Below are 24,219 nucleotides of genomic sequence, written 5' to 3' on the forward strand. Positions count from 1 at the left end.
ATAAGCAGTCTGGTACTTCTGTAAAAGGAACACGTCAAACGTTTAGTGGTGTCCGAGATACCCGTCGGGTATTGTTTTAAATGGCCCTCATCATGATCGCTACTAAAAAGCAACCTACGGTGTTTAGTATGTATTATAATCGCTTAGTCGAACGAGAAATGAACAAAAAGAAAGCTATCGTACATCTATGTGGGAAGATTGCCAAACTAATTTATACGACTCTCAAAACAGGACAAGAATATGATTCAAAGAAGCATGCCCAAGCATGTGGAATCGCATGGGAAAGTATGTACGATAAGAAGCTTGAAAATATTGATGATGATGCTTTTCATGATGAAGCATTAAGATTCATAGGGGAAAGTCCACCAACTGAGTTAGAGGAACTAGATGTCTAAAAATCTATCTAAGTGCTTGAAATCATTATATTCAGGATTTTTTTCCACATAAAAAGAGTGATTCCCTCAAAAATGGATTTCCGTTTTTGAGGAGAAACACTACACTACATTAACATAATACCTCTTTCCGGAACACATGGGAAAAGAAACCCCTTGGCGTAGAGGGGTTTCCATGAGGGTAAAGGTTCTTTATTATGCAGCTTTTCATACACCCTTGATACACGGGGCTTCTCATTAGGAGGATCAACCACATAGATGCATAAAAAGAGCACCTTTTATTCATATGCTAGTCTTTTAAAATATAGCATCTTTAGAGAAGGAATGAGTATTTTATCTATACTCTAAGTAATTTAAAAATTGTTTGCTAGCAAGAGATAAAGTTTGATTTTCTCTGTATGCTAACCCAATTTTTCGGTAAGCAGGTACTTCCAATTCTTTTGTGATAACGTCGTAAGAAATGCGTTGTAAAACCAATTGCGGTAAGATACTAATACCTAAACCACTCTCTACCATAGCCATAATGGCATAGTCATCCCATGTCGTAAAATTGATTTTGGGACAAATATTCCACTTTTTAAGCAGTTTAGCCACATCAGAATTCCCTTCTTTTTCTAACAAGATAAAAGATGACTCAGAAAGTTCAGCAATTGGAATTTTTTCGAGATCTGCAAGAGGATGGCTTTTAGGCAATACAACAATTAGGTTATCTTGTTCTATAAATGTTGTTTCCAATTCTGGAAGAGTAGGAAGTCGTAAAAAACCAAAATCCACACGCCCTTCTATAATCCACTTTTCTATTTCGTGGTAATCACCTAAAAGTAATTCAAAATCAATATTATGATAATCAGTTTTAAATTGTTTTATTATTTTTGGAAGCCAATGCGTGGCTACGCTAGAGAAAGTGCCAATCCGAATCACTCCCGATTGTAACCCGTTAATTTCTTCTATCTGATGTTGTAAGTTTTGATATTCTGCAAATAGTCTTTTAGCAGCTGGAAATAAATTTAATCCGTCTGAAGTTAACCGCAAACCAGATCGGCCTCGTTCAAGTAGAGTTACTCCCCATTCTTTTTCTAAATCGTTAATCATCCTACTTATGCCAGACTGAGAATAATTTAAATACTTTGCTGCTTTTGTGAAACTTCCCAATTCCACTGTTTTAACAAAAGCAATATATTTTTGTATATTCATGTCCATAGTATCACAACCTTTGTATCTGTTTTTGTCATGCTTATTATGACAAATATTCGCTTTTGTAATGCTGTTTCCCATGATAATCTACATTTATTAAATATACAAAACAAAGGAATGAAAAAATATGTTTTTTATTAGTAAGGTTTATACCATGGCTCCAAGAAAAGGCTCCACACCTTTACAAGAAAGTACGTATCTTGCTTTACAACAATTAAATATTCCTTTTCAACGTGTTGATACAGATGAAGCCATTACAATGGATGACTGTACTCTTATTAATAAAAAGTTGAACATGAAAATGGTTAAAACCTTGTTTTTATGTAATCGACAGCAAACTTCTTTCTATCTATTTATCACTAAAGGAGATAAGCCTTTTCGCTCAAAAGACTTCAGTAGTGCCCTAAATATAGCTAGAGTCTCGTTTGCTCCTGAGGAATTGATGAAAGATATGTTAGGAACAAAAATTGGAGCAGCAACTGTTTTTAGTGCACTATTTGATAAGGATAATAATGTACAAATTGTTTTTGATAAAGATGTAACTAATGAAGAATGGTATGGATGCAGTGATGGAACAACAACCGGATATATGAAAGTACGAACAGAGCAAATTATGAATGATTTTTTACCTTATACAAACCATAAGCTATCGATTATAGAGGTGTGATATGTATTTATATAAAAATAGAATAGCCATAAAAGTTGGAACTTCTACGCTGACAAATAAAATAGAGCTAAATAATCTAAAATCGTTTGATCAAATTGCCTATGGGTTAAGTAGGTGAAGGCAGTGAAATATAAGATACAGTTTGTTTTATCTATGATTATTTTCGGTACAATGGGCTTAATTGTAAGGTATATTGATTTGTCTTCGAGTGAAATAGCTTTACTAAGTAGTTCAATAGGGTGTTTATTTTTAATGATTGTTTTTCTCATGAGGAAGAGAACCATTTCATGGAAATTGGTAAAAGTTAATGCTTGTATCTTATTCTTTTCAGGTATTGCATTAGGAGGAAATTGGATGTTTCTTTACCAAGCATATGATCATACAACGCTCACTAATGCAACACTAGGCTATTATTTTGCACCTGTATTCGTCATGATCCTCTCACCATTTATCCTTAAAGAACAATTACCTGTCAAAAAAATTATTTGTATCGGTATAGCGATAATAGGTATGTTAATGATTGTTGGAAATGGTGTAAGTGCCTCTGGAACAGAAGATTTACTTGGAATCGTTTTTGGATTACTAGCAGCTGCATGTTATGCTGCATTGATGTTACTCAATAAATTTATTCGCCTCATGGGTAGGCTAGAGATTACAATTATCCAACTTGGAATAACAGCTTTACTGCTCTTACCATATGTATTTTTGACGGAAGGATTCGGTGTCTTTGAAGTATCTAAATCGTCCGTGCCCTTTATAATAATTCTGGGGATTGTGAACACTGGTGTTGGATTTTGGTTGTTTTTCTCCGGTATGGAGAAATTAAAAGGCCAAAGTATCGCTATGCTAAGCTACGTAGATCCATTTGTAGCCATATTGATTTCTGCAGTTATCTTGCGAGAACATATGACAATTGTTCAAATAATAGGTGGCGCACTTCTTTTAGGATCGACATTTATAAGTGAGAATAAAGTGATTAATTTTCCCAAAAGAGGTAAGAGTGTATCGACCCTATAATATGCGAAGCAGTAGGAAGTATTAGTTTCCTACTGCTTTATATATATTTAAAAACTTTTCATGTTGATACTGAGGGATTTTCCGGTAATTAATTCCATAAAAGTATATCTTTACGAACTTTTCATTTTTATAAGAAATCTATCATTTTTATTGTTCGCTTAAGTTCTAAAAAATGATTACGAACGTCTTCTGGAATTCATATACTTTTACGAACGTTTTTGTTAAAAAAAGAGGTAAATAAAATTAAAATAAAAATTATTGGCACCGAAAAGGAAATTTAATCTTGATAATAAAAAAAGTTCATACCATTTAAGCGATATGAACCTTTTTAAAACATAGTTATATACCAATAGGTATTTCTTATAATAAAATTAATCCACCTATTATAAAAACAGCACCAAGCATAATACGGAACCCCGAAGACGACACCCCGAAGACGACACTGGATCGGTAACTATATCGGATGCTACTGCTAAAAAAACTAAAGTTTTTTTAGTCTTTCCTTTTGTGTTTTTATCTTTTACGATGATTAAAATTCCCGAGATTAATAGATACAAACCAGCTAGTAAAACTAATATAGGTATAAAAATTATTTCCACCTGTTCTTATGTATTATAGTGTATTTATTTTGTATGCTTTTTATAACGTACATAGCTCTTTGTGTATGTATAAATAAACCATTAGAAAACATTCAATATTGCTCCAATAATAATTGCTATTAAAAAATATATCAGGAGACTAAATGATAGTAAATATTCCCTAGTTTCTCTGTTATATCTCCACTCCATAAAGATTCGGAAACTTAAATAACACAAACAGAAAATAATTAACATGATCCACATAGGAACCTGATCAAAAGCAATAAAGAGTATAATAAAAACAACATAAAAACTGTTTTCTATCCATTTATGCCACTTGTTCACGTAATTTTTTTCGGTGTCGCGGTCATCTTTAACATTTAATTTTACGGCAAGGTACTTTGTAAGAAGGGATGCTACTAACAATAATAGTAAGAGGTATAAAAATGTTTTTAGCAATAATATTCAACTCCTATTTAAAATACATTTAATAAAGTGCCAACTCCTATAGAAGCTAAATAAAAGAAGAAGAAAATAACGGCTAAAAGGTGCTCCTTCGTTTCTCTTGCAAATTTCCAGTCCATAAATATATTAAATCCCTGATAAACAATACAAAAAGCAGCTAAAATAATCCACATAGGAACTTGATTATAATAGCTTAGGGAAAATAAAAATATTATGTATAGTACAACTTCTATTCTTGAGTGCCACCTGTTTACTTTTTTTCTGTAAATCTCTGGATCGGTCTCTAAGTGCATCTTTTTCCTTAAGTATTTTTCAACATAATGAGCCATATAAAACGCTACTATAATAAAAATCAAAAATTTGTACATAAATACCTCCTAATATCCAACAATATCATTTTTTTTCATTTTAATTAAATTAATCCACTTCTCATGGAGTTAATTATATAACTTAAGACATGTTTTATTGAATAGTAAGAGGAGACCTCACTCATGAATAGAGGTATAGTAGCAATCGAAAGTAATAAAATTACGTTTTACAAAAATTTAAAATATATGTTCCTAGGGGAAATGATACAATAACAAAAATAACCTTGTGATTAAAAATGCGGAAAATTAACAAGCTCTTGTATATCAAGAGCTCTTATTTTTGTAGGGTTCCGGTAATACTTTGTACTTTGCAATTAGAATCTATTTTTTAATTAAAAAGAAAGACCAAAACAGAAAAACGGAAAGTTAATTTATATTTTCTATCCTCATTAGATAGCAATAATCGGGAAAACTTTAGAGTTTATATTGAATAAAGAACACTTGTTCTTGTATAATAAAGAGAACAAGTGTTCTTTTGTTTAAGGATTACTTCCAATGGATTATGGGCAGCTACCAGACAGAGTCATTATTTGTCTAGACATGAAATCGTTTTTTGCCTTGGTTTCCTCTTTCATATGGGGATTAGATCCGTTGAAAACAAGGCTTGCGGTGGTAAGGATATCAAACGGTCGGGATCGATTGTATTAGCTGCCACACCTTTATTAAAGAAAGAAGAGATCAAAATAGGAAGTCGTTTTTTCGACATTCCTAAAAGGAAAGATACCCATGTAGTGAATCCATCCATGGAGAGAGATATCAAGGCTGTATTTATTTAAACTCTATATTTGAACCTGAGGATAACGCGTTAATAGTGGATATTGAACGTTGCAAAATTAGTGGAAATGTAGCTGAAGAGATAACAGGAGAAAATACTTCTTCTTCGTATGCCTCTATTGATGTGGATTACGCACTTCCTATAATTCGACTTACATTTGATTGGTACATTGCATACTCTGTTAGAAACGAAAGTTTTACTGTAATAGATGAGTATGAAATGTATAAAGGAAGCGCTTTTGCAGTTTATTCAAAGTCCAGATATCTAGATTTTATTGAAGTTGGTACCATAGCTGACGATATACACCCTGGCCCGTTTAAACACTATGGAATACATGCTTTAAATCATATAATTGATGTGGTTTCAACTGAACCTCCAAGTATTTCAGTAATACAAAGAGATCGCGAACAAGAGTAAAAAAATGAGGTTAATATGTAGCACATTACCTATATTAAGAGGGTAGCAATGCTTAAGGGATCAAGAGGTGTTATAAGACGAGAATAGCTTCGCTATAACATTTTGGAATATTTAAGATATTTAGACGCAATTTCGAGGAGAGACATACAAACCACTTACTATTAATTGAAGAAGCCTATAAACATAAGAGGTAAAAACAATGAAATTTTATGAGGCGCTAACCTATGTAAATGAGAACTTTTATAAACCCAATCACTTCGCTATAAAAGCTATTCGAGAAGAAGCTCAAAATTCGGATTATGGCGCTGGTATCTTTCAGTTAAATTCAAAATCTATAAGATTTAGGGTGGCGAAAACTACCCCTAATAAGGTAGGGCAGTTTGTATCTTTTTGGGAAAAAGATGCCGCTCGTAAAAACCAAGCCTTTTCGTATGAAAAAGCTACCGATTTATTGGTTATTAATACCTTTACTAGTACAAATAGATTTGGACAATTCATTTTTCCAAAAGAAATTCTTTTAAAACAAAAAATCCTTAAAACGGCTACCGCAAAAGGTAAGATGGCAATTAGAGTGTATCCGATATGGGATAAACCAACTAGCAAACAAGCTATGGAAACACAAAAATGGCAGTTAGAATATTTTGTTGAGACGAATGATGCGAACAATTTGCCCCGCCAAAAATTATTAAAGCTATACTTCGAGAGTCCCAACGATTAAAGTCTTACATACAAATAAACAAGTGTACCTTACGTACTATAAGAGAGGCCAATGTGCAACAAAGACGGGATTCATTCAGTGTTCGCTTTGTATAGTGAGCGAACCTACTTGAAATGTTTATAATTTTAATAACTATCGAGTCGATTGAAGAAGGGCATTTCCTACATTTGAAGAATAGTAACACCATTAAATGAATTGACGGTTGACTATATCATTACTAGAGCCACAGATTAAAAAATTGAATAGGAGTGTTCCTTAATGACAAATAGCAAAATGAATCCTAAGGTTGATGAATTTTTAACTAAAGCTAAAAAGTGGAAAGAAGAATATGAGACGTTGAGAAAGATTGTTCTTGACTGTGAGTTGACCGAAGATTTTAAGTGGATGAATCCTTGTTACACGTTCGAGAAAAAAAACATTGTTTTAATGCATGGATTTAAAGAATACTGTGCGTTGCTGTTTCCTAAAGGTTCTCTGTTACAAGATTCTCATGGTATTCTAATCCAACAAACGGAGAATGTACAAGGGGCACGACAAATTCGGTTTACCAATGTTCAAGAAATAGTTGAAAAGGAAGCAGTCTTAAAAGCTTATATCTATGAGGCTATTGAGGTGGAAAAAGCCGGATTGAAAGTCAAATCCAAAAAGCCTGAAGAACTCATTATTCCTGAAGAGCTACAGCATAAATTTGATGAAATACCTGCTTTAAAAACGGCTTTTACTACATTGACTCCAGGACGACAAAGAGCATATATTCTTCATTTTTCTGCTGCCAAACAATCTAAGACTCGAGAATCAAGGGTTGAAAAATGCATTCCAAACATTCTTAATGGAAAAGGATTAAATGATTAGTACACTTTATTTAAAACATGGCTAATATAAATTGTTAATGTATTTGAGTCAAAAGTGAAATAAGGTTAAGTGAACTGACTGGTGTTCCATTTGTATAAAAGTAGAGTAAATTAAAAAAAATTTATTTGAGGAGAAAATGCTATGGAAGTTTTTGCAGAATATTTAGCGCGTATAGATAGCCCTGACCACCGTGACCGAACAGAGGAAGTTTTGGCTTGGATTGCTCATACTTTCCCGAATTTGGAACCGCAAATCAAATGGAATACGCCAATGTTTACTGATCATGGAACATTCATCATCGGCTTTGCCTCAGCGAAACATCATTTGAGCGTTTCACCTGAAGAAATAGGGATTGCGCACTTTAATCATGACATCGCCCAGGCTGGATACAGCGCTACCAAAGGCCTGTTTCGAATTCTATGGACTGAGCCAGTAAACTATGAATTACTTAAAAAAATAATTGAGTTTAATATCTTAGATAAGAAAGACTGTTCAACTTTTTGGCGGAAATAAAAAGCAGATTATGAACGGAGAAGAAGGAGGGTACAGAACGGTGGACTTTGAAATGGTTATCAAAGAACTTGAAGCGCTCGGTACGGAACGAATTAAAAAGACTTACATAAACAATGGTGCACACGATCCACTTTTTGGAGTGGCAACAGGAAAAATGAAGCCGATTGCAAAGAAAATCAAGAAAAATCAGGCTTTGGCCGAGCAACTTTATGCGTCTGGCAATTACGATGCTATGTATTTTGCTGGTATCATTGCAGACCCTACAGAGATGACTCCGGAGGATTTCGAGCGTTGGATTGATAAAGCGTATTTTTACATGCTATCCGATTATGTAGTTGCAGTCACTTTGTCAGAAACCGATTTTGCGCAAGTTGTTGCTGATAAATGGGTGGCAAGCGGTGAAGAACTTAAAATGTCGGCAGGTTGGAGTTGTTACTGCTGGCTTTTAGGTAATCGTCCTGACGATGAATTTAGCAAAAGTAAGATTGCCGATATGCTTAATCAAGTGGAAAATACGATTCACGATGCTCCAGATCGAGCGAAATCGGCTATGAATAATTTTATCTATACAGTCGGTGTTTCGTATTTGCCACTTCATGAAAAGGCCCTTGAAACGGCAAAGACAGTAGGTCCAGTCGAAGTTAAGAAGGATAAGAAAAAAAGTAGTATTCTTCTTGCTTCCGAAAACATTCAAAAGGATATAGATAGAGGACGGATTGGTTTCAAACGTAAACATGTAAGGTGTTAGCATGATTTGTAATGGAGCTACACTATCTGAAACGAGACTAATAAGCATTTAATGATAATTAATTTAAATTTACTATACGCAGGATGTTCTATTCCTTTATAAATCATCCATTGAAGAAGTGGCAGGGGATAAAAGCTTAAAAACTCTTGAGAAAAGGAGAGATTAAAAATGAAAACCCAAAAGGGAAATCTAAGAATTTGTCATAAAGGACACAAATATTATAAAAGCAGTAACTGTCCGACCTGCCCAACTTGTGAGCAAGAAAACAAACCTGAAGATGGATTTCTCTCCATGCTATCAGCACCAGCAAGACGAGCGTTGGAAAACAACGGGATAACTACTTTGCAGCAGTTATCAAAATTTAGTGAAAAAGAGATATTACAATTTCATGGCATGGGGCCGGCTTCTTTACCTAAACTTAGAACAGCTTTGCAGACCAATGGGTTAGCCTTTAAAATTTAAACATTAAGGATAGTTAAAGCAAGAAATAGATCTGGATAAAGTGTATGACTATGCTGAATTTCCGCATATGGAAGGATGTTAAGAGATAAGTAGTGGGAAAAAGAAGGGCTGGAGATTTAGATAATGAATAACAAACTAGATAAAGCATTAGCGTTACGAAAGAATGGAAATCACAAAGAATCTAACGAGTTGCTAAGTGAATTAGTTAAGGAATTTCCAGACGATGCTTTATATAACTATCAATGTGCTTGGAGCTTTGACATATTAGGGGAGGAAGAAAAGGCAGTGTCTTTTTACGAAAATGCCATAAAGATAGGGTTACCTTCTAAGGATATGGAAGGTGCAGTATTGGGGTTGGGCAGCACATATAGAGCCTTAGGGGAATATGAAAAGTCAAAAGATATATTTTTAAAAGGCATGGAATTATTCCCCGATAATCATGTAATTAAAGTGTTTTATTCCATGACCTTATACAATTTAAAAGAACATAGCAAAGCGATGGAACTGATACTGAAATGCTTACTAAATACGACAAATGACAATGAAATACTAAGTTATAAAAGAGCCTTAAATTTCTATTCAGATAAACTGGATCAGACTTGGAAGTAGTTTATAAAATTTACTGAGTATAAGTTCTTTTCTTGAAACGAGGAGAGGACTTTTTTTGTAACAATACTGGCAGGCTTCCTGTGATAAAATGACTTTTAAAATGATAGATTAGATTGTGAAGAAATACATTTAAACTATAAGGTGCGTTTGTTGAACAAGAAAGCCCTTACATATTATATATGTCTAATATGTAAGGAGCCCTATAAGAATTACATTTGAAAGAGGAGATTTTTGCTTTGGATCTTGCGCTTCTTTCTTTGTTGAAGCACTTATGTTTGTACCACTCTATCCTTACTAAACTCTTCTTCAATTAGCTTATCCATTAGAAAATGATAAAAAACGTGATAATTCGTTTTAGTTAGTTTGTCCAGTTCCTGGTGAGTGATGATATTATGTTGGATGAGTAAACCTATAGCAGCTGATATACAATTTACTTTTAAATCTTCGTCCCCTAACATATAAATCACCTTCCCTTATTTACTAAGTAACCCATTCCATATAATAGGCATACTTAAGACACGGACTGATATAAGCTCTTTTCTCAAATTATTGCTCTCGTGCTGATAGAAAATGATGATAAAATGTTCTCAACACTTTTTGATGCATACTGTTATCTTTATATACTGTCCTTTCTTTTCCTGCAAAAAAAACAAAACGATTTAAATTTTCCCTTATTTTGGAATGTTGTATTTGTTTTTAACAGTTAGAGAAGCTTTTGAGCGCTCAGTATGTATCTGAATGTCAACACCAAGAACTTATGAACGCCATCCAAGGAAACTGAATAAAGGGATTTATTTTAATTGGTTCTTATTATTTATCTTATGTAAATGCGGTTTTCCTGTAAGTGAAAAAGGCAACTTTAACTATGTCATAAACTACCCTGTAGGTAATTATTAAATTATATAGGGAAATTTACAGCTCAATAAAATACTGTTATTACAAGTTAGTGAGGTAGAAGTATGAAAGAAACCAATAGTAAGAATTTAAAATCTGAAATTATAAAAAAGCACGAGGTATTATTTGCAAAGAGACTAGAACTTGAGAGCGAAGCAAGCCGTTTGATGTTAGAAATTAATTTATTGGATGCACGGAGTACTCTTGATAAAGTAAGTCAGTTAAACCAAAGGATAGATGATATAACCTCTGAAATGGATTATTTGAAACAAGTTCTTAAAGTCATTAATTAAGCTATATATCAGAGTGTAACTAATTCTATAAGTATAACCACGAGTAAATTTAAGAGATATTCAAGCAACTAAAATTTTTCAGATGCAACTAGTGGAGAAACCAAAGTATTTTTAACATAATCCTTTTATATAGATGTAATTGCGTTAGTCTAATAAAAGCCAAATAGAAAAGAGTGATCAACTTGGAAGAAATAAGAGGCCAGATAAAATTCAACCTAATTGAAGCACTACATTTAAACAAACAGCCACTTGTTTCATACAAGTGGCTGTTTTACTTAATTCTCTCTAATATTATGTTTAATAACTTCATTGAATTCTTCTACTTCTTTTCGAATACTAATGGTTGGTCCCCAAGAATCGATAAGGTTTATAGCTTCTTGGATAGATTGTAAAGCCTCTATATTCTCTCCTTTTCGTAATAGCAATTGGGCCATCCCGTAGTGATAGTATATTAATTCAATTTGGTTGGCTTTGTCTTTCTGATAAAGAAGGCTATTAAAGCATTTTTCTGCTTCCTCAAGCATATCACAAATGACATAAGCCACACCTAAATTAAAGTAAGCTTCAATGGTCTTTTCTCCTCCATATATTAAACTGATTTCATTAGCTTCTTCATATAATCGGATTGCTGCTCCATAATTTTTATAGACCATACATAGATCACCTCGCACTAATGAAATTCTATGTTGAATCACCGGTGTAGTGAAGATCTCCCTAACTTCTTCAAGAATACATTCTGCTTTGTTAGGATTATTTTTCTTCAACAAGAGCCTTGCTTTTAAGGCAAGTCCCCAAGCTTTCAAATCGTAAACATCAGACCTGCCTGAGCTTAACTGATCTAGTGTCTTTAGACCGGAATCTATTTGTAGCAGGGAACCATCTAGGTTATTGACCTCCATCAATGCCCAACCCAATGTATCAATTCTAAAAAATGCCTCATAGGTATGTTTTCTAAGTTGTTTTGCATAATCAGCTGCTATTTTTCCATATTTAATCCTTAACGGTAAATTAATTCGACTTAGAAAATGGCTTATGCGAAATACCAGTTCAATCAAAAGCTCTTTTTGATCGGATTCGTTTGCCCATTTTATAACCTTGAGTATATTCGGCCATTCTTTCTTAATTTCCTCTAAATCACGACCAAGCAAATAACTCCAATAAATCGAATCCGGAAGATCCCGTTTTAAATAGTTGTCTAAATATTGGATATAGTATTGGCTCCAACGCTTACGTGCTACATTTTCAAATTGTTTATCTTCTAACAATCGTTGTTCACCATATGTTACTACGGTTTGATGACCTAGATAATGGATTTTTCCTTCTATACGTTCTCCTTGGATAAGCGCAAATAATTTCATTTGATCAACAGCAAAATGGAATTTTCGAGCGTCTAGTCCAGCCGCTTTTGCCCAACTTTTCTCGTCAGGAGGTTTGCTGAAAAAGCATAACACTTTCCAAAGGTGTAAAGTATCTTCATTACATTTCTCCCATGTGCGTCCGAAAAGAAAATCAAATAATTCCAACAGTGAGTAACCGGCTTTTCCTAGTTCCTGAATAAGTTGCTGAGCAGGAATGTCATCATCTGCAATGTAAGCTATACTAAGAGCGATAGCTTTAGGATTTCCAGCAGTAGCTGAAATGAGTTGTTCACGAGTTTCAAGAGGGCTATTTAATAACTGTTTCATTTGTTCTTGTTTGTTCGATGAATTAGACATTTTCATATGTTGTTTTACTTCGTAAGAAAGATAGTTAAGAGCATCGTCCTTTTCCAGTCCCTTTAGTTGAATGGTTATTATATCTCTAAAGTTGTTTCTATATTTTTGCTGTAGATTCTCGCGAGATGTGAGTAATACTTTAACGCCTTGTGGAAGATTAGTAATAAATTCATAAATTTCACTTTCAGCTGTATCGATGCTATCAATCACAAGTAATACAGGTTTTTCTTTTGCATAATTAGCTAATGCATTGCGAACCACAAGACGTTTCTCGTCAATGGATCGGTTGATTTGCTCTATCCGTCCAAGTTGGTAAGCAATTGTATTTAGAAAATCACTAAAGGTTAATCCCTTCCAGTCAGCACTAAACCATACTATAGAATTGAGGTTTGGCCAATCCATCTTAAGGCTTTCTGTTTCCCTATAATTCTTCTGAATACACGCATATGCTACTTCAAGAGCAAGGGTTGTTTTTCCAATACCAGCCCATCCGGAAATTAAACATAATGGAGAAGGGGAAATTACCCACTGACGAATTGCCTCCAGGTCAAAGTGTCTTCCAATAAAAACTCCTGACCAGCGTGCTGGCAAGTTATGTATTGTAAAATGTTCCTTTGGAGTAGCAGCTTCAGTCTGAAGTTTATTATGAAATATTTTTTTTACTACTTCCTCAATATCTTTATTAAGGGGTGCACCAAATGAGTTGTCTGCCCCTAATATTTTTGCCTTTTCCAGACACGAAGACACCCAAGCTGGTAAAGCAGGTTTAAGAGTGGGTATAGAAGTTGTTTCCATCAGCTTTGAGAACCAACTGATATCTATATCCGTTTTTTTGAATATTATCCATATGATGCCGAAGAGCTTTCCATCGTCAATACGACCAGGAATATATTTTAATCCCATCTGACCTATCCAACTTTTAATTGTATTGGGAGATACACCTAGTTCATTTGCGATATTAGCTATATAAGATTGTCCTAGTGAGCTATCTTCGCCTTTTTTTCTTTTAATCTTATAATCAGGGTGAAGTTTTAGTTCTTTAACACCCAAAGATAACAGTTCCGCAAATTTCTTCTGATCTTCAATTTCAGCCATACGAACTATACACCTCCTATTAGTTTTATTTTAATGCTATATTCTTTTTTGTATACAAAAAAGAAAAGTACAGTAGCACTGTACTTTTATACAGTACAAAAAGCTATTGATAACGTGATGTTAACAGGTAAAATTAGCCTATGTAATAAAACATTTCAAAATGTATGCACTTACATAATGATAGAAATATGTTTAAGATACAGTCAAGTAAATTAGAGATTTATGAGTTGAAAATAAATTCATATTAGTTTTTATGTTGTGAGTTTATATAGAATTTCTATTAAAGAAAGGAAAATTATTGATGAATAACAACTTACCTAAAATTATGAAAGCAGCTGTCATGCACGGCACAAGAGAAATCAGTATTGAAACATTGCCTATACCACAAATTGATGAAAATGAAGTTTTAATTAAAGTAATGGCTGTAGGAATTTGTGGCTCAGACTTACATTATTATACCCAGGGTAGAATTGGTAAATACAAAGTAGAAAAACCATTTATCCTTGGACATGAATGCTCAGGTGAGGTTGTAGCTATTGGATCAGCTGTTGAAAGATTTAGAGTAGGGGATCGCGTAGCCGTTGAACCAGGAGTAACCTGTGGACATTGTGAAGCATGCAAAGAGGGAAGGTACAATCTTTGTCCAGATGTTCAATTCTTAGCAACACCACCAGTTGATGGTGCCTTTGTTCAATATATAAAAATGCGTCAGGATTTTGTCTTTTTAATCCCGGATTCCCTTTCCTATGAAGATGCTGCCTTAATAGAGCCTTTTTCAGTTGGTATCCATGCAGCGACGAGAACAAAACTTCAGCCTGGGTCAACGATTGCGATTATGGGAATGGGACCGGTAGGATTAATGGCTGTAGCAGCAGCGAAAGCATTTGGAGCAAGTACAATAATAGCAACAGACTTAGAACCATTGCGTCTTGAGGCAGCAAAACGAATGGGGGCAACTCACGTTATTAATATCAGAGAGCAAGATCCTCTTAATGAAATTAAAAATATTACTGAAAACGTAGGCGTTGATGTTGCATGGGAGACTGCAGGGAATCCAAAAGCATTACAATCTTCATTATCTTCAATTCGTCGTGGTGGGAAATTAGCAATCGTAGGTTTACCTTCTCAAAGCGATATTCCACTCGATGTACCATTTATTGCTGATAATGAGATTGATATATACGGTATTTTCCGCTATGCCAACACTTATCCAAAAGGAATTAAATTTCTTACTTCTGGTGCAATTGACACAAAGAATCTTGTAACAGATAGATATCCGTTAGCCGACACACGTGAAGCGATGGAGAGAGCACTAAATTTTAAAAACGAATGTTTAAAAATTATAGTGTATCCAAACGAATAAAAACATTATACTTGAAAGCTAGATTTCTAGTTGATATTTATGACGAGATTCTTGAACTTTTAATTTTCAGATGCGGAGTTAAAATAGGACATTTGCAACTAAACCGCATCTGTTTTTTCTTTAAGGTAAATGTTTATAATACGGACTTTCTACTAGCTTTCTTAACATATTTTTGAAAACGCATTCTGGAGGTATTACCTATGTTAAACGCAGAACAATCACAAATATTAGAGGCTGAAAGTAAAGGTAAACCTAATTCTATTCCTAGGTTATCCTGGTTAGAACGGTTTGGATATGGATCGGGAGACATGGCATATAATATTGTTTTTCAATTCGTTAATGCCTATCTACTTTTTTATTATACTGATGTCGGAGGTATCCATCCTGCAGCTGTTGCAACGCTATTTTTAGTAGTACGAGTTCTAGATGCTATTTGCGACCCTATAATGGGAGTTATTTTAGATAAAACTAATACACGTTGGGGAAAAGCAAGACCATATTTGTTATGGGTATCACTTCCTTTTGCTTTCTTCACTATCCTATGTTTTACCAACCCTCACTTAGGATCAACTGGAAATATTATATATATGTATATTACCTATATCTTATTAGGGATGACGTTTAGTATGCAAACGATTCCAGTTAATAGCTTAACAGGACGAATTACTAATAATGTTCAGGAACGCACGGTTTTAACAACTACTCGTATGATATTGGTTTATGTAGGAATCCTCCTTTCCATTTCATGCGCAACCCCTCTTGTAACAGCTATTGGAGGCAAAAATCAAGAATTTGGATTTCAGATGACTGCTCTAGTCTATGCTGCTATAAGTATCATTTTAAATCTGTTTAGCTTCTTTACAGTACGCGAACGCATTGCTCCTAAAAAGAGTAAAAAACATGGACTTAAAGTAACTTTATCTGTTTTGTTTAAAAACAAACCACTACTAGTACTAGTTTCGTCTTTCTTGGCATTTGCTATTGGTTTTAATATTAAACTTAGCACAATGGTTTACTATTTTACTTACAATGTTCATCAAAAGGAATTAGTATTTTGGGGCACTGTTTTATTTTTTGGAGCTGCGCTAATTAGTAACTTATTTATTCCTTTATTCTCTGATAAATGGGGTAGAAAGAGTGTAATGATTGTATCAGCTACAGTATCTCTTATTTCATATATAGGACTCCAATTTACTTCTTTTGATTCAATTGCTTTAATTTTATTTTGGCTGTTTGCTTCGGGATTCTTTACCACTCCACTAAACACACTAGCTTGGGGGATGGTTGCCGATTGTGTAGATTATGCTGAATGGAAAACTGGAGTTCGAGCAGATGGTGTTGTTATTTCCTTAATGAGTTTTACTAATAAGTTAGGGGTTGCACTTGCTGGATCATTCTCAGCCATCTATTTGGGGATAGCAGGCTATGTAGCTAATGCAGAACAAACCGTAGCTTCCTTAAATGCTATAAAAAATATGAATGCTCTAGTACCAGGGATTTTCATTTTACTTTCTGTATTAATAATCTGCTTTTATCCTTTAACTGAAAAAACATATAATAAAATGATTTTGGATTTAGAGAAAAAATCTAAGTAAATGAGTGTGATATAAGTGCAAAATAGCATAAGTGAAAATGCTCCAGTTGTTTGTGTAGGAGAATTATTAATTGATTTCTTTTGTAGCAATATTAATTCCAATTTAATAGAGGGACGCCAATTTTTAAAAAATGCCGGTGGAGCACCAGCAAATGTATGCGCAACTATAGCAAAACTAGGGGGTAATGCATCGTTTAGTGGTAAAGTAGGTAAAGACCCATTCGGCTACTTTTTAGAAGAAACCTTAAATTCATTAAACGTAGATACCTCGATGCTTGCTTGGGATGAAAAGGTAGCAACTACCCTAGCTTTTGTGTCTCTACAAGAAAATGGTGAGCGAGACTTTGTATTTCATAGGGGAGCTGACGCTTTAATGACAATGGAGGACATTAACCTAAATGAAATAAATAAAGCTGAAATCCTTCATTTTGGTTCAGCTACGGCAATGTTAACTTCTCCATTCCGTGAAACTTATTTAAGCCTTATCTCTAGTGCTAAAGAGGAAGGAAAGTTTATTTCTTTTGATCCTAACTATCGAAGAGATTTATGGAAAGGAAGATTAATAGATTTCATCTCAATCGCAAAGAAAGCTATTGCTTTAAGTGATTTTGTAAAAGTAAGTGATGAAGAATTAGAGACTATCACAGGCATTAAGAATCATGAAGTAGGTGTTGATACCCTACATAAAATGGGAGCTAAAATTGTAGCAGTTACTCTTGGAAAAAGGGGAACATTAATATCTAATAGTAGAAAAAAAGAACTAGTGAAGAGTATTCCTATTAAGTCAATTGACTCTACAGGAGCTGGGGATGCTTTTGTAGGTGCAACGTTGTTCAAATTAGCTAATACACAGAATATCAAATCCATTAAAAATGATTTCGATCAGTTACTCGACATTATTGCATTTGCAAACCGAGTTGGAGCGCTGGTATGTACAAAGATAGGAGCAATTGAAGCACTGCCAAATATTGAAGAAATAGAAATTACTAGTGTATAAACAGCCTAGCAGTAATAATACAATAACTAGACACCATTTTATATTAGTCCTATAGCAAAGCCATTTTATACAATATACGCCTTGTCTTTGACTATAAAAGAAATACCTCAGAGAACGTTAATTTAGTTCAGATTTTCCATATGGAGATCGATATTTACATCTACAGGCTGTTAAGCGTCATACATCTAGTCAAGAAGTTATAGATAGAGTATTAGGTGGAAATATCTCGTCTCTATTAAATATATAAATCCAGCACCTTCTGTTTGATGTTAGCCTAGGTACTATGAAAAGAACTTGAAAAATGTGTTTCAAGTTCTTCTTTATAGTTATTAAGATTGTTTGTTTTCCACTGTCTCTAATTTTTTATAGTGCGCAATTTTTTCTTCAATTCTCTGCGAATTTAACTCTAGTTCCTCTATCTTGCCTAAGACATCTTTATAATGTTCTTCTAACAATTCCTTTCTTGCCGTAATAGTAGAATCTCCTTTCTGTCGCAAATCAGAAAACTGCTTCATTTTAAGCATAGGCATTCCTGTAACACGTAAACGAATTAAAAACTGAATCCAAGCTAGATCAACGTCTGTATATTGCCGATATCCGGTTTGGGCTCTTTGTACATTTTTTATTAATCCAATTTTTTCGTAATAACGCAAAGTATGTGTAGAAAGACCGGTCATACTTGCTACTTGTTGAATACTGAATAAATTTTCCATATTAATTATTATAACATGAGAAATAAAGTGCTTGCTTTAGAGCGCGCTCTAAAGCGTAATATCTAACTTGTAAATAAAATAACTCAGTTGTAAGGAGAGATTCAGTTGATGAATGAACGTTACGAAAATGGTTGGACAACGTTAATGGAAGTAGATGGAGAGGGTGGAAAACGAGTAATTGAATCATTAAAAGACATTGCTCCTGACATTGGAAAATACGTCATTGAATTTGCCTTTGGAGATATTTATACAAGAAAAGGACTTAACCTACAGCAAAAACAACTGGTTACGATAAGCTCGCTTACGACACAAGGAGGGTGTGAACCACAATTAAATGTTCATATTAATGCTGCGCTTAATGTAGGTCTCACACCACATGAAATAGTAGAAGCCATTACTCACTGTATTCCATACACTGGCTTTCCTAGAGTGTTAAATGCTATTTTTATTGCTAAACAAGTTTTTACAGAAAGAGACTTAACCGTAACTTTGAAATAAAGGCATATGTATATAGGGCAAGTCGATTTTAATTGAACTTTTAAACAGAGGTACGTGTTGATCAGGGGGAAACATAATAAATCGTAGTAGTACCCTAAAAAACATGATTTGTGATACAAGATTAACCTTAGAATAAATATATTTTTCAGCAAAAAACAATCATCCAAAAGATTACGTTGAAAAGGCCTATCATGCGTTAGCAAACGATATATTTGAACATAAAAGTCAAATCCCAAGCCTCCACGATGCCGTTTAATTTCATCAGCCATTGGATGGATTCGGACATTTGCACAGACTGGTGAAAAATAGTGCTTGATAAGTAAGCTGTATTTATAACAATATATATAACGTATACAATTAAAGATAAAAGAAAGCAGGACTTAAATGGCAGTTGTTATTATTTGTTGTATGATTTTAGTAGGGTTCCTCTTTATTTATGGGGGATGGAAGCGTTCGTATGATGAAATTAGTTCCGCTCCGGATATTTGGATAGTAGAAATCTTCTTTGATATCATCGGAAAAATATTTAAGGTTTCAGCAGAGACACTTTTGCGTATCTCGCTTATGGTTTTAGGAACTGTTTGGTGTTTATTTTTCATTTTTGTATTAGTTACACATACATATTAAAAGGGTGAAAGAGACGGAGAAAAGTATTTTAGCCCAAGTGAAAAACGAACCGTTGATCAACACATTTGATTCGTGGTTCGTTTTTTGTTATTCAATTATGTTTTCACTTGCCCTGTATTTCCATCCATATCTTCTATGTGCAAAGCACCATCACAAGCATATTTATAATCACATTAATGGCAGCATTAACATATCTAAATCTCCTATATTTTTGCTGTTTTGATCTCTTATTTCTTTCAGTTTACTGATGTTTTTAATATAAATATTTTGATTAGACAGCTCAATCAATTTTTCTTTACTCCATTTTTGAATAATTTTATTCACAGTAATACGGGAAGTCCCAACGTAGCGGGCAAAGGATGTTTGATTAAAGGGAAATTCCTCATTTTCTTTTACGAGCTTTACTAAATAATGAGCCATCTGTTGTTCAACGGGGAGGTTAAGAAACGTAATAATTTCTGCTAGCAGTCTAAACTTATAGAGAAGAGAATTTGTAAAGAGAATGACTGCTTTCGGTTCCTCCTCGTATATTTTTAACATTGCTTCATTAGTAAAATAATATAAAACGGATGGAGTTGTGGTTACAGCAGTTGTTAAATAAGGCTCTTTATTAATACCGTTTTCCCCCAATAACATGCCTTCAGGTACATAGTTAACCGTACGTTCTGCTCCCTTCTCAGTTAAGAGAGTAATCTTTACACTGCCTTTATCTAAATAATAAAATCCTTTACCAACTTCTCCTTGATAATAGATTGTGGTGTTTTCTTCTAATTTTATCATCTGTCCATACTTTAAAAAGGGACGCCATATGTATCGAAGGTTTACCATTTAATCACCTTTCTATAAACGTGTATTTTAAACGTACAGAAACATTTACTGCATCGAGCATTATTCCTTACTTTGATAACGTGACCAAAGCGTTTATCACTGAAAGAGATAGTTTTTTAACAGATCCGGGTTCTTAATTAGAAATCTTTTATCTTTACTATCTATTAGTTTTTTCTCTTTCCATTTTTTTAACGTTTTATAAACCGTAATCCTTGTTAAACCGGTACACGTTGCTAAGTCCTTTTGTGTTAAAGGAATTTCATAGCTTTTAAAGTCATGATAGATGTTTAAAAGCACAGCGGCGATTTGCTGTTCGGTAGTTAACGTATGTAAATTAATTTGTTCAGCTAAGATATGCATTTTTTGAATAATACTTTTTGTAATAAGGTTTAGTATGGGCGGGTGAATAGTTATAAGCTTTTTAAAATCGTCATAACTAAAATAATATAGTACGGAATCTTTTACCGTAGTAGCAGTAGTGAAATGAGCTTGCTGGTCCATTGCTTGGACTCCCAACAATTGACCTGGCAATACAATGTTTAACACGCGTTCTTTCCCTAATGGGGTAGAGGTATGGACTTTAATTAATCCATTCTCCAAGTAATAAAATCCTTCTCCTATGTCTCCTTGTTCATATACCACATTTTTTTGTTTCATATATTGCCTTTTTCCGTACATTAAGTAGTTTTTGAAATTATTTTCATGATTGAAGAGAATAGCCATGATACTCACTCCTTAACCAAAATATAAGATACGCTTAAAAAATTGAAAAGACAATTGTAAGATCAAGTAACACACTATAGGGTAGGGCATTTTATTTACGTTGCTATAAAAAACAAGATAAGTAAGCGCTTACAATAATATGCGCTTTATTTGCTCTCTTTTTTAATAAGCCAATATTTTTATAAAAACGTTGCGCTCTCTACAATATCTTAAAGCGAAAAATGCGTAAATGCAATCATATAAATTTCTTATTCGAGCTGCTCCGTCCATTCCAAAAATAAAAAACTCCAAAAAAATGTTAACGAGACTACACCCCTGAAAAAATTCAAATACTATAATTCAATTAATTACTATAAACCTTAAGGGGATGAACAAATATGGGGATTCGTACAGGTGCTCAATATATTGATGCGTTAAAGTCACGCCAGCCAGAAATTTGGTTAGGAGGCAGAAAAATTACAAATGTATTTGAAGAAAAGGTGTTTCAACAGCCTATTTTAGAAATTGCGAAGTTGTACGATATGCAGCATGACCCGGCTTACCAAGAGAAAATTACTCATATTTGTGAAGAAACAGGAGAGAGAATATCAAATGCTTTCTTAATTCCTAAAAGTTACGAAGACTTAGTAGCCCGCCGAGAAGTGTTTGAAGCATTTGCAAAAGCTACCTTTGGACTGATGGGAAGAACACCGGATTTCTTAAATGTTGTAGTCACTTCTTTATTTCATAATGCTAGTTTCCTAGATCATTACAATGAACAGTGGGGCAAAAATATAAGAGATTATTACCGTTATATTCGTGATAATGACTTGTTTTTAACTCATGCTATTATCAACCCACAGAATGACCGAAGCAAAGCCTCCCATGAACAGCAAGATCTTTTTACTCATTTAGGTGCTGTCAAAGAAACGCCAGAAGGACTTGTTGTAAAAGGAGCTAAAATGCTAGCTACACTTTCACCTATTACCGATGAAGTGATTGTTTATTCGTTCCCAGGGTTTAAACCTGGCGATGAACGTTACGCACTTGCTTTTGCGCTGCCGATTGATACACCGGGACTTCGAATTCTTTGTCGAGAAGCTATGCAAGACGGAACAAGATCAGTGTTTGATCATCCGCTAGCCTCTCGATTTGAAGAGATGGATGCAGTCTTGATTTTTAACGATGTGCTGATTCCTTGGAACCGAGTGTTTTTATATAACAATATTGAAGCTGCCAATCTTCTTTATCCTAAAACAGGAATCGCTCAGCAACCGGCACATCAATCTGGCGTAAGAGGATTAGTTAAACTTCAATTTGCAACGGAAGTAGCTTGTAAAGTAGCGGATGCAATTGGTGTAGACGGATATCTAAACGTTCAAGAGAGCTTAGGGGAGTTGATACAGTCAGTAGAATCCATTAGGGCTTTGCTTCGAACATCAGAGTATGAGTATACGATTAATGAAAAAGGAGAAGCTCTTCCAAATGAAACGGCTTTAGAAACAATTCGTGGATTGCTTCCTAAAATGTATCCTCGTGCTATTGAAGTCATGCAAACAATTGGTGCAGGCGGCTTGCTTATGTCTCCTACAGGAGCGGATTTTGAAAATCTTGAATTAAGAGAGGATTTAAATCGTTATTATGGAGGCCGAGAAGGGGTGCCTGCTATAGATCGTGTTCAATTATTTAAATTAGCGTGGGATTTATGTGGAGAAGCATTTGGCCAAAGGTTACTTCAATACGAGAGATACTATACAGGAGATCCAATCCGTAAAAGAGCTATTTTCTACAATAGCTACAAGCGCAGCCATTCATTTGCCATGGTAGATGCTGCTTTAAATACAGAAGTTAAAAAGAAAGAAGTAACAAACAGCTGATACCCATACTCTTTTTATCTAAAAATGAACTTTGTTAATAGATACAGAGTCTAGGTTCATGACGTTCTTAATAAGGGAGGTCTAAAGATGCAGCGGTATGAGGATGGAATACTAACTTTACCAGCATCAGTAATAGCTATAGGTGCATTTGATGGCGTGCATCAAGGACATCAAGCAGTGATTAAGCAAGCTGTAACTCGAAGCAAAGCTTTAAAGGTACCTAGCGTTGTTTATACATTTGATCCTCCTCCTCGTTTTCATTTTCAACAAGATCAAGTGTTAACGCTCATTGATCAAAAGGTAAATCTGATAGCAGAGTTAGGAGTAGACTACGCAGTTATTATCCATTTTGATGAATTATACGCTAAGCGCCCATCAATCGATTTTATCAGTAACTTAAAAAAGCTTAATCCATCGGAGATCATAGTAGGCAACGATTTTCGTTTCGGCCGAAATAGAGAAGGAGATATTAAGCTGCTAGCAAAGCACTTTCTCGTAGATATCATCCCGCCTGTCTGTTGTGCAGAAGGAACAAGAATTTCTTCTACTAGAATTCGCCAGTTAATCCAGCAAGGTGCAATTGAACAATCAAATGATTTATTAGGCTGGTCTTTACAAAAGGAATATGTATAAAAACATTAGTGTTTAAAGATAAGTATGAGACTTCTTTAGAAGGAGGAAAGTGAAAAATGAAATTATTAGGCATATCAGGCACGATTATAGGTTCTAAAACAGGTGCTGTTGTTCAACAAGTACTTGAAGAAGCTAAATTGCAGCATCCAGATATCGAAATTGAATTTTTAGATTTACGAGATTATACTATCCAATTTTGTGATGGACGCAATCCTGCTGCTTATTCAGAAGATACTAAAAAAGTCATTGAAATTATTTCTAGCGCTGATTTTTATGTAATTGGTTCACCTATCTTCCAAGGGTCAATCACGGGTGCTCTTAAGAATGTATTTGATTTAATACACCCACAGGTTTTTCGAAATAAAGTAATGGGGTTTATCGCCACAGGCGGGACGTATCAGCATTATTTAGTCATTGAAAATCAGTTAAAGCCTATTGCGGGTTACTTTCGTGCTTTTGTGGCACCGAGTTATGTCTATGCTCATACGACTCACTTTAATCAAAAGAATGAGGTAGCAGATCCGGAAGTATTAGATCGTATTAAACATTTAGCAAACGAAGTTGTCTACATGCAGAAAAAGCTAAAAGTAAGCGAGCTGGAAATCCTGAATTAAT

General features: G+C 34.3%; 26 protein-coding genes and 2 pseudogenes. 20 read left to right on the forward strand and 8 right to left on the reverse strand.

Annotation, left to right across the window (positions count from 1 at the left end; all coding sequences use genetic code 11):
- A pseudogene (locus SB717_RS25435) lies at nucleotides 1-395 on the forward strand (IS110 family transposase); the annotation flags it as partial.
- A gap of 330 nt (nucleotides 396-725) precedes the next feature.
- On the opposite strand, the gene SB717_RS25440 reads toward SB717_RS25435, so the two are convergent.
- Complete coding sequence (locus SB717_RS25440; RefSeq protein ID WP_312036136.1) at nucleotides 726-1,586, reverse strand: LysR family transcriptional regulator; 861 nt, start codon at nucleotides 1,584-1,586, stop codon at nucleotides 726-728.
- Nucleotides 1,587-1,713: 127 nt separating this feature from the next.
- Here SB717_RS25440 and SB717_RS25445 point away from each other — a divergent pair, with 127 nt between their 5' ends.
- Together SB717_RS25445 and SB717_RS25450 are read left to right on the forward strand one after the other, a co-directional pair.
- The gene (locus SB717_RS25445; protein ID WP_410905271.1) at nucleotides 1,714-2,253 is read left to right on the forward strand and encodes a prolyl-tRNA synthetase associated domain-containing protein; all 540 of its coding nucleotides are present in this window, start codon (nucleotides 1,714-1,716) and stop codon (nucleotides 2,251-2,253) included.
- Nucleotides 2,254-2,376: 123 nt separating this feature from the next.
- Nucleotides 2,377-3,270, forward strand: a complete 894-nt coding sequence (locus SB717_RS25450; protein WP_074679482.1) for a DMT family transporter — start codon at nucleotides 2,377-2,379, stop codon at nucleotides 3,268-3,270.
- Between the two features lie 680 nt (nucleotides 3,271-3,950).
- On the opposite strand, the gene SB717_RS25455 is transcribed toward SB717_RS25450, so the two are convergent.
- Both SB717_RS25455 and SB717_RS25460 read right to left on the reverse strand, forming a co-directional pair.
- Complete coding sequence (locus SB717_RS25455) at nucleotides 3,951-4,307, reverse strand: DUF4181 domain-containing protein (protein ID WP_410905274.1); 357 nt, start codon at nucleotides 4,305-4,307, stop codon at nucleotides 3,951-3,953.
- Nucleotides 4,308-4,324: 17 nt separating this feature from the next.
- A complete protein-coding gene (locus tag SB717_RS25460) occupies nucleotides 4,325-4,681 on the reverse strand; it encodes a DUF4181 domain-containing protein (protein WP_410905276.1) in 357 nt (118 codons plus the stop codon).
- Nucleotides 4,682-5,176: 495 nt separating this feature from the next.
- Here SB717_RS25460 and SB717_RS25465 point away from each other — a divergent pair.
- The 8 genes and pseudogenes from SB717_RS25465 to SB717_RS25500 all read left to right on the forward strand — a co-directional run.
- Nucleotides 5,177-5,445, forward strand: a pseudogene (locus tag SB717_RS25465) (Y-family DNA polymerase); the annotation flags it as partial.
- Between the two features lie 47 nt (nucleotides 5,446-5,492).
- Nucleotides 5,493-5,873 (forward strand): hypothetical protein, encoded by a 381-nt coding sequence (locus SB717_RS25470; protein WP_410905278.1) that lies wholly within the window; start codon nucleotides 5,493-5,495, stop codon nucleotides 5,871-5,873.
- Nucleotides 5,874-6,072: 199 nt separating this feature from the next.
- Nucleotides 6,073-6,591 carry a MepB family protein gene (locus SB717_RS25475; RefSeq protein WP_410905280.1) on the forward strand — a complete coding sequence of 173 codons (519 nt, stop codon included), beginning with the start codon at nucleotides 6,073-6,075 and terminating at the stop codon, nucleotides 6,589-6,591.
- A 258-nt stretch (nucleotides 6,592-6,849) separates the two neighbouring features.
- Nucleotides 6,850-7,443 (forward strand): YdeI/OmpD-associated family protein, encoded by a 594-nt coding sequence (locus tag SB717_RS25480; RefSeq protein ID WP_029714200.1) that lies wholly within the window; start codon nucleotides 6,850-6,852, stop codon nucleotides 7,441-7,443.
- A 141-nt stretch (nucleotides 7,444-7,584) separates the two neighbouring features.
- Nucleotides 7,585-7,956 (forward strand): iron chaperone, encoded by a 372-nt coding sequence (locus tag SB717_RS25485; protein ID WP_074679486.1) that lies wholly within the window; start codon nucleotides 7,585-7,587, stop codon nucleotides 7,954-7,956.
- 40 nt (nucleotides 7,957-7,996) lie between these two features.
- Entirely contained in the window at nucleotides 7,997-8,704 is a 708-nt protein-coding gene (locus SB717_RS25490) for a DNA alkylation repair protein (protein ID WP_410905282.1), read from the forward strand.
- Between the two features lie 168 nt (nucleotides 8,705-8,872).
- On the forward strand, nucleotides 8,873-9,166 hold the full coding sequence (locus tag SB717_RS25495) for an RNA polymerase alpha subunit C-terminal domain-containing protein (protein ID WP_410905284.1): 294 nt from the start codon (nucleotides 8,873-8,875) through the stop codon (nucleotides 9,164-9,166).
- Between the two features lie 123 nt (nucleotides 9,167-9,289).
- Nucleotides 9,290-9,775, forward strand: a complete 486-nt coding sequence (locus tag SB717_RS25500) for a tetratricopeptide repeat protein (RefSeq protein ID WP_074679492.1) — start codon at nucleotides 9,290-9,292, stop codon at nucleotides 9,773-9,775.
- 269 nt (nucleotides 9,776-10,044) lie between these two features.
- Here the strand turns inward: SB717_RS25500 and SB717_RS25505 are convergent, their stop codons facing one another.
- Entirely contained in the window at nucleotides 10,045-10,233 is a 189-nt protein-coding gene (locus tag SB717_RS25505) for a hypothetical protein (protein WP_410905286.1), read from the reverse strand.
- 501 nt (nucleotides 10,234-10,734) lie between these two features.
- Here SB717_RS25505 and SB717_RS25510 point away from each other — a divergent pair.
- Nucleotides 10,735-10,962, forward strand: coding sequence for a hypothetical protein (locus SB717_RS25510; protein ID WP_410905288.1), 228 nt, complete (start codon nucleotides 10,735-10,737; stop codon nucleotides 10,960-10,962).
- 275 nt (nucleotides 10,963-11,237) lie between these two features.
- On the opposite strand, the gene SB717_RS25515 is transcribed toward SB717_RS25510, so the two are convergent.
- The gene (locus SB717_RS25515) at nucleotides 11,238-13,772 is read right to left on the reverse strand and encodes an NACHT domain-containing protein (protein WP_410905290.1); all 2,535 of its coding nucleotides are present in this window, start codon (nucleotides 13,770-13,772) and stop codon (nucleotides 11,238-11,240) included.
- 301 nt (nucleotides 13,773-14,073) lie between these two features.
- On the opposite strand from SB717_RS25515, the gene SB717_RS25520 reads away from it, so the two are divergent.
- The 3 genes from SB717_RS25520 (at nucleotide 14,074) to SB717_RS25530 (ending at nucleotide 17,726) form a co-directional block, all read left to right on the forward strand.
- A complete protein-coding gene (locus SB717_RS25520) occupies nucleotides 14,074-15,135 on the forward strand; it encodes an NAD(P)-dependent alcohol dehydrogenase (RefSeq protein WP_410905292.1) in 1,062 nt (353 codons plus the stop codon).
- Nucleotides 15,136-15,335: 200 nt separating this feature from the next.
- The gene (locus SB717_RS25525) at nucleotides 15,336-16,730 is read left to right on the forward strand and encodes an MFS transporter (RefSeq protein WP_074679500.1); all 1,395 of its coding nucleotides are present in this window, start codon (nucleotides 15,336-15,338) and stop codon (nucleotides 16,728-16,730) included.
- A 15-nt stretch (nucleotides 16,731-16,745) separates the two neighbouring features.
- Nucleotides 16,746-17,726 (forward strand): carbohydrate kinase family protein, encoded by a 981-nt coding sequence (locus tag SB717_RS25530; RefSeq protein WP_410905294.1) that lies wholly within the window; start codon nucleotides 16,746-16,748, stop codon nucleotides 17,724-17,726.
- Nucleotides 17,727-18,055: 329 nt separating this feature from the next.
- Here SB717_RS25530 and SB717_RS25535 read toward each other — a convergent pair whose 3' ends face one another.
- The gene (locus SB717_RS25535; protein ID WP_367039783.1) at nucleotides 18,056-18,439 is read right to left on the reverse strand and encodes a MerR family transcriptional regulator; all 384 of its coding nucleotides are present in this window, start codon (nucleotides 18,437-18,439) and stop codon (nucleotides 18,056-18,058) included.
- Nucleotides 18,440-18,547: 108 nt separating this feature from the next.
- Between SB717_RS25535 and SB717_RS25540 the strand changes: the two genes are divergently transcribed.
- A complete protein-coding gene (locus SB717_RS25540; RefSeq protein WP_410905401.1) occupies nucleotides 18,548-18,937 on the forward strand; it encodes a carboxymuconolactone decarboxylase family protein in 390 nt (129 codons plus the stop codon).
- A gap of 384 nt (nucleotides 18,938-19,321) precedes the next feature.
- Nucleotides 19,322-19,564: a hypothetical protein gene (locus SB717_RS25545; RefSeq protein ID WP_410905296.1), complete on the forward strand. Its 243-nt coding sequence runs from the start codon at nucleotides 19,322-19,324 to the stop codon at nucleotides 19,562-19,564.
- A 168-nt stretch (nucleotides 19,565-19,732) separates the two neighbouring features.
- Here the strand turns inward: SB717_RS25545 and SB717_RS25550 are convergent, their stop codons facing one another.
- Both SB717_RS25550 and SB717_RS25555 read right to left on the reverse strand, forming a co-directional pair.
- Nucleotides 19,733-20,392: a Crp/Fnr family transcriptional regulator gene (locus tag SB717_RS25550; RefSeq protein ID WP_182005370.1), complete on the reverse strand. Its 660-nt coding sequence runs from the start codon at nucleotides 20,390-20,392 to the stop codon at nucleotides 19,733-19,735.
- A 96-nt stretch (nucleotides 20,393-20,488) separates the two neighbouring features.
- On the reverse strand, nucleotides 20,489-21,118 hold the full coding sequence (locus tag SB717_RS25555; protein ID WP_029714214.1) for a Crp/Fnr family transcriptional regulator: 630 nt from the start codon (nucleotides 21,116-21,118) through the stop codon (nucleotides 20,489-20,491).
- Nucleotides 21,119-21,492: 374 nt separating this feature from the next.
- Between SB717_RS25555 and SB717_RS25560 the strand changes: the two genes are divergently transcribed.
- From SB717_RS25560 to SB717_RS25570, 3 genes are all read left to right on the forward strand, one after another.
- Nucleotides 21,493-22,971, forward strand: a complete 1,479-nt coding sequence (locus SB717_RS25560; protein ID WP_410905298.1) for a 4-hydroxyphenylacetate 3-hydroxylase family protein — start codon at nucleotides 21,493-21,495, stop codon at nucleotides 22,969-22,971.
- Between the two features lie 87 nt (nucleotides 22,972-23,058).
- Nucleotides 23,059-23,604, forward strand: a complete 546-nt coding sequence (locus tag SB717_RS25565) for an FAD synthetase family protein (protein ID WP_029714217.1) — start codon at nucleotides 23,059-23,061, stop codon at nucleotides 23,602-23,604.
- Nucleotides 23,605-23,660: 56 nt separating this feature from the next.
- Nucleotides 23,661-24,218 carry an NADPH-dependent FMN reductase gene (locus SB717_RS25570; protein WP_098621672.1) on the forward strand — a complete coding sequence of 186 codons (558 nt, stop codon included), beginning with the start codon at nucleotides 23,661-23,663 and terminating at the stop codon, nucleotides 24,216-24,218.
- The last annotated feature ends 1 nt before the right edge of the window (nucleotide 24,219 follow it).

It is taken from the genome of Priestia sp. SIMBA_032 (assembly GCF_046535215.1).
Taxonomy (GTDB): domain Bacteria; phylum Bacillota; class Bacilli; order Bacillales; family Bacillaceae_H; genus Priestia; species Priestia aryabhattai.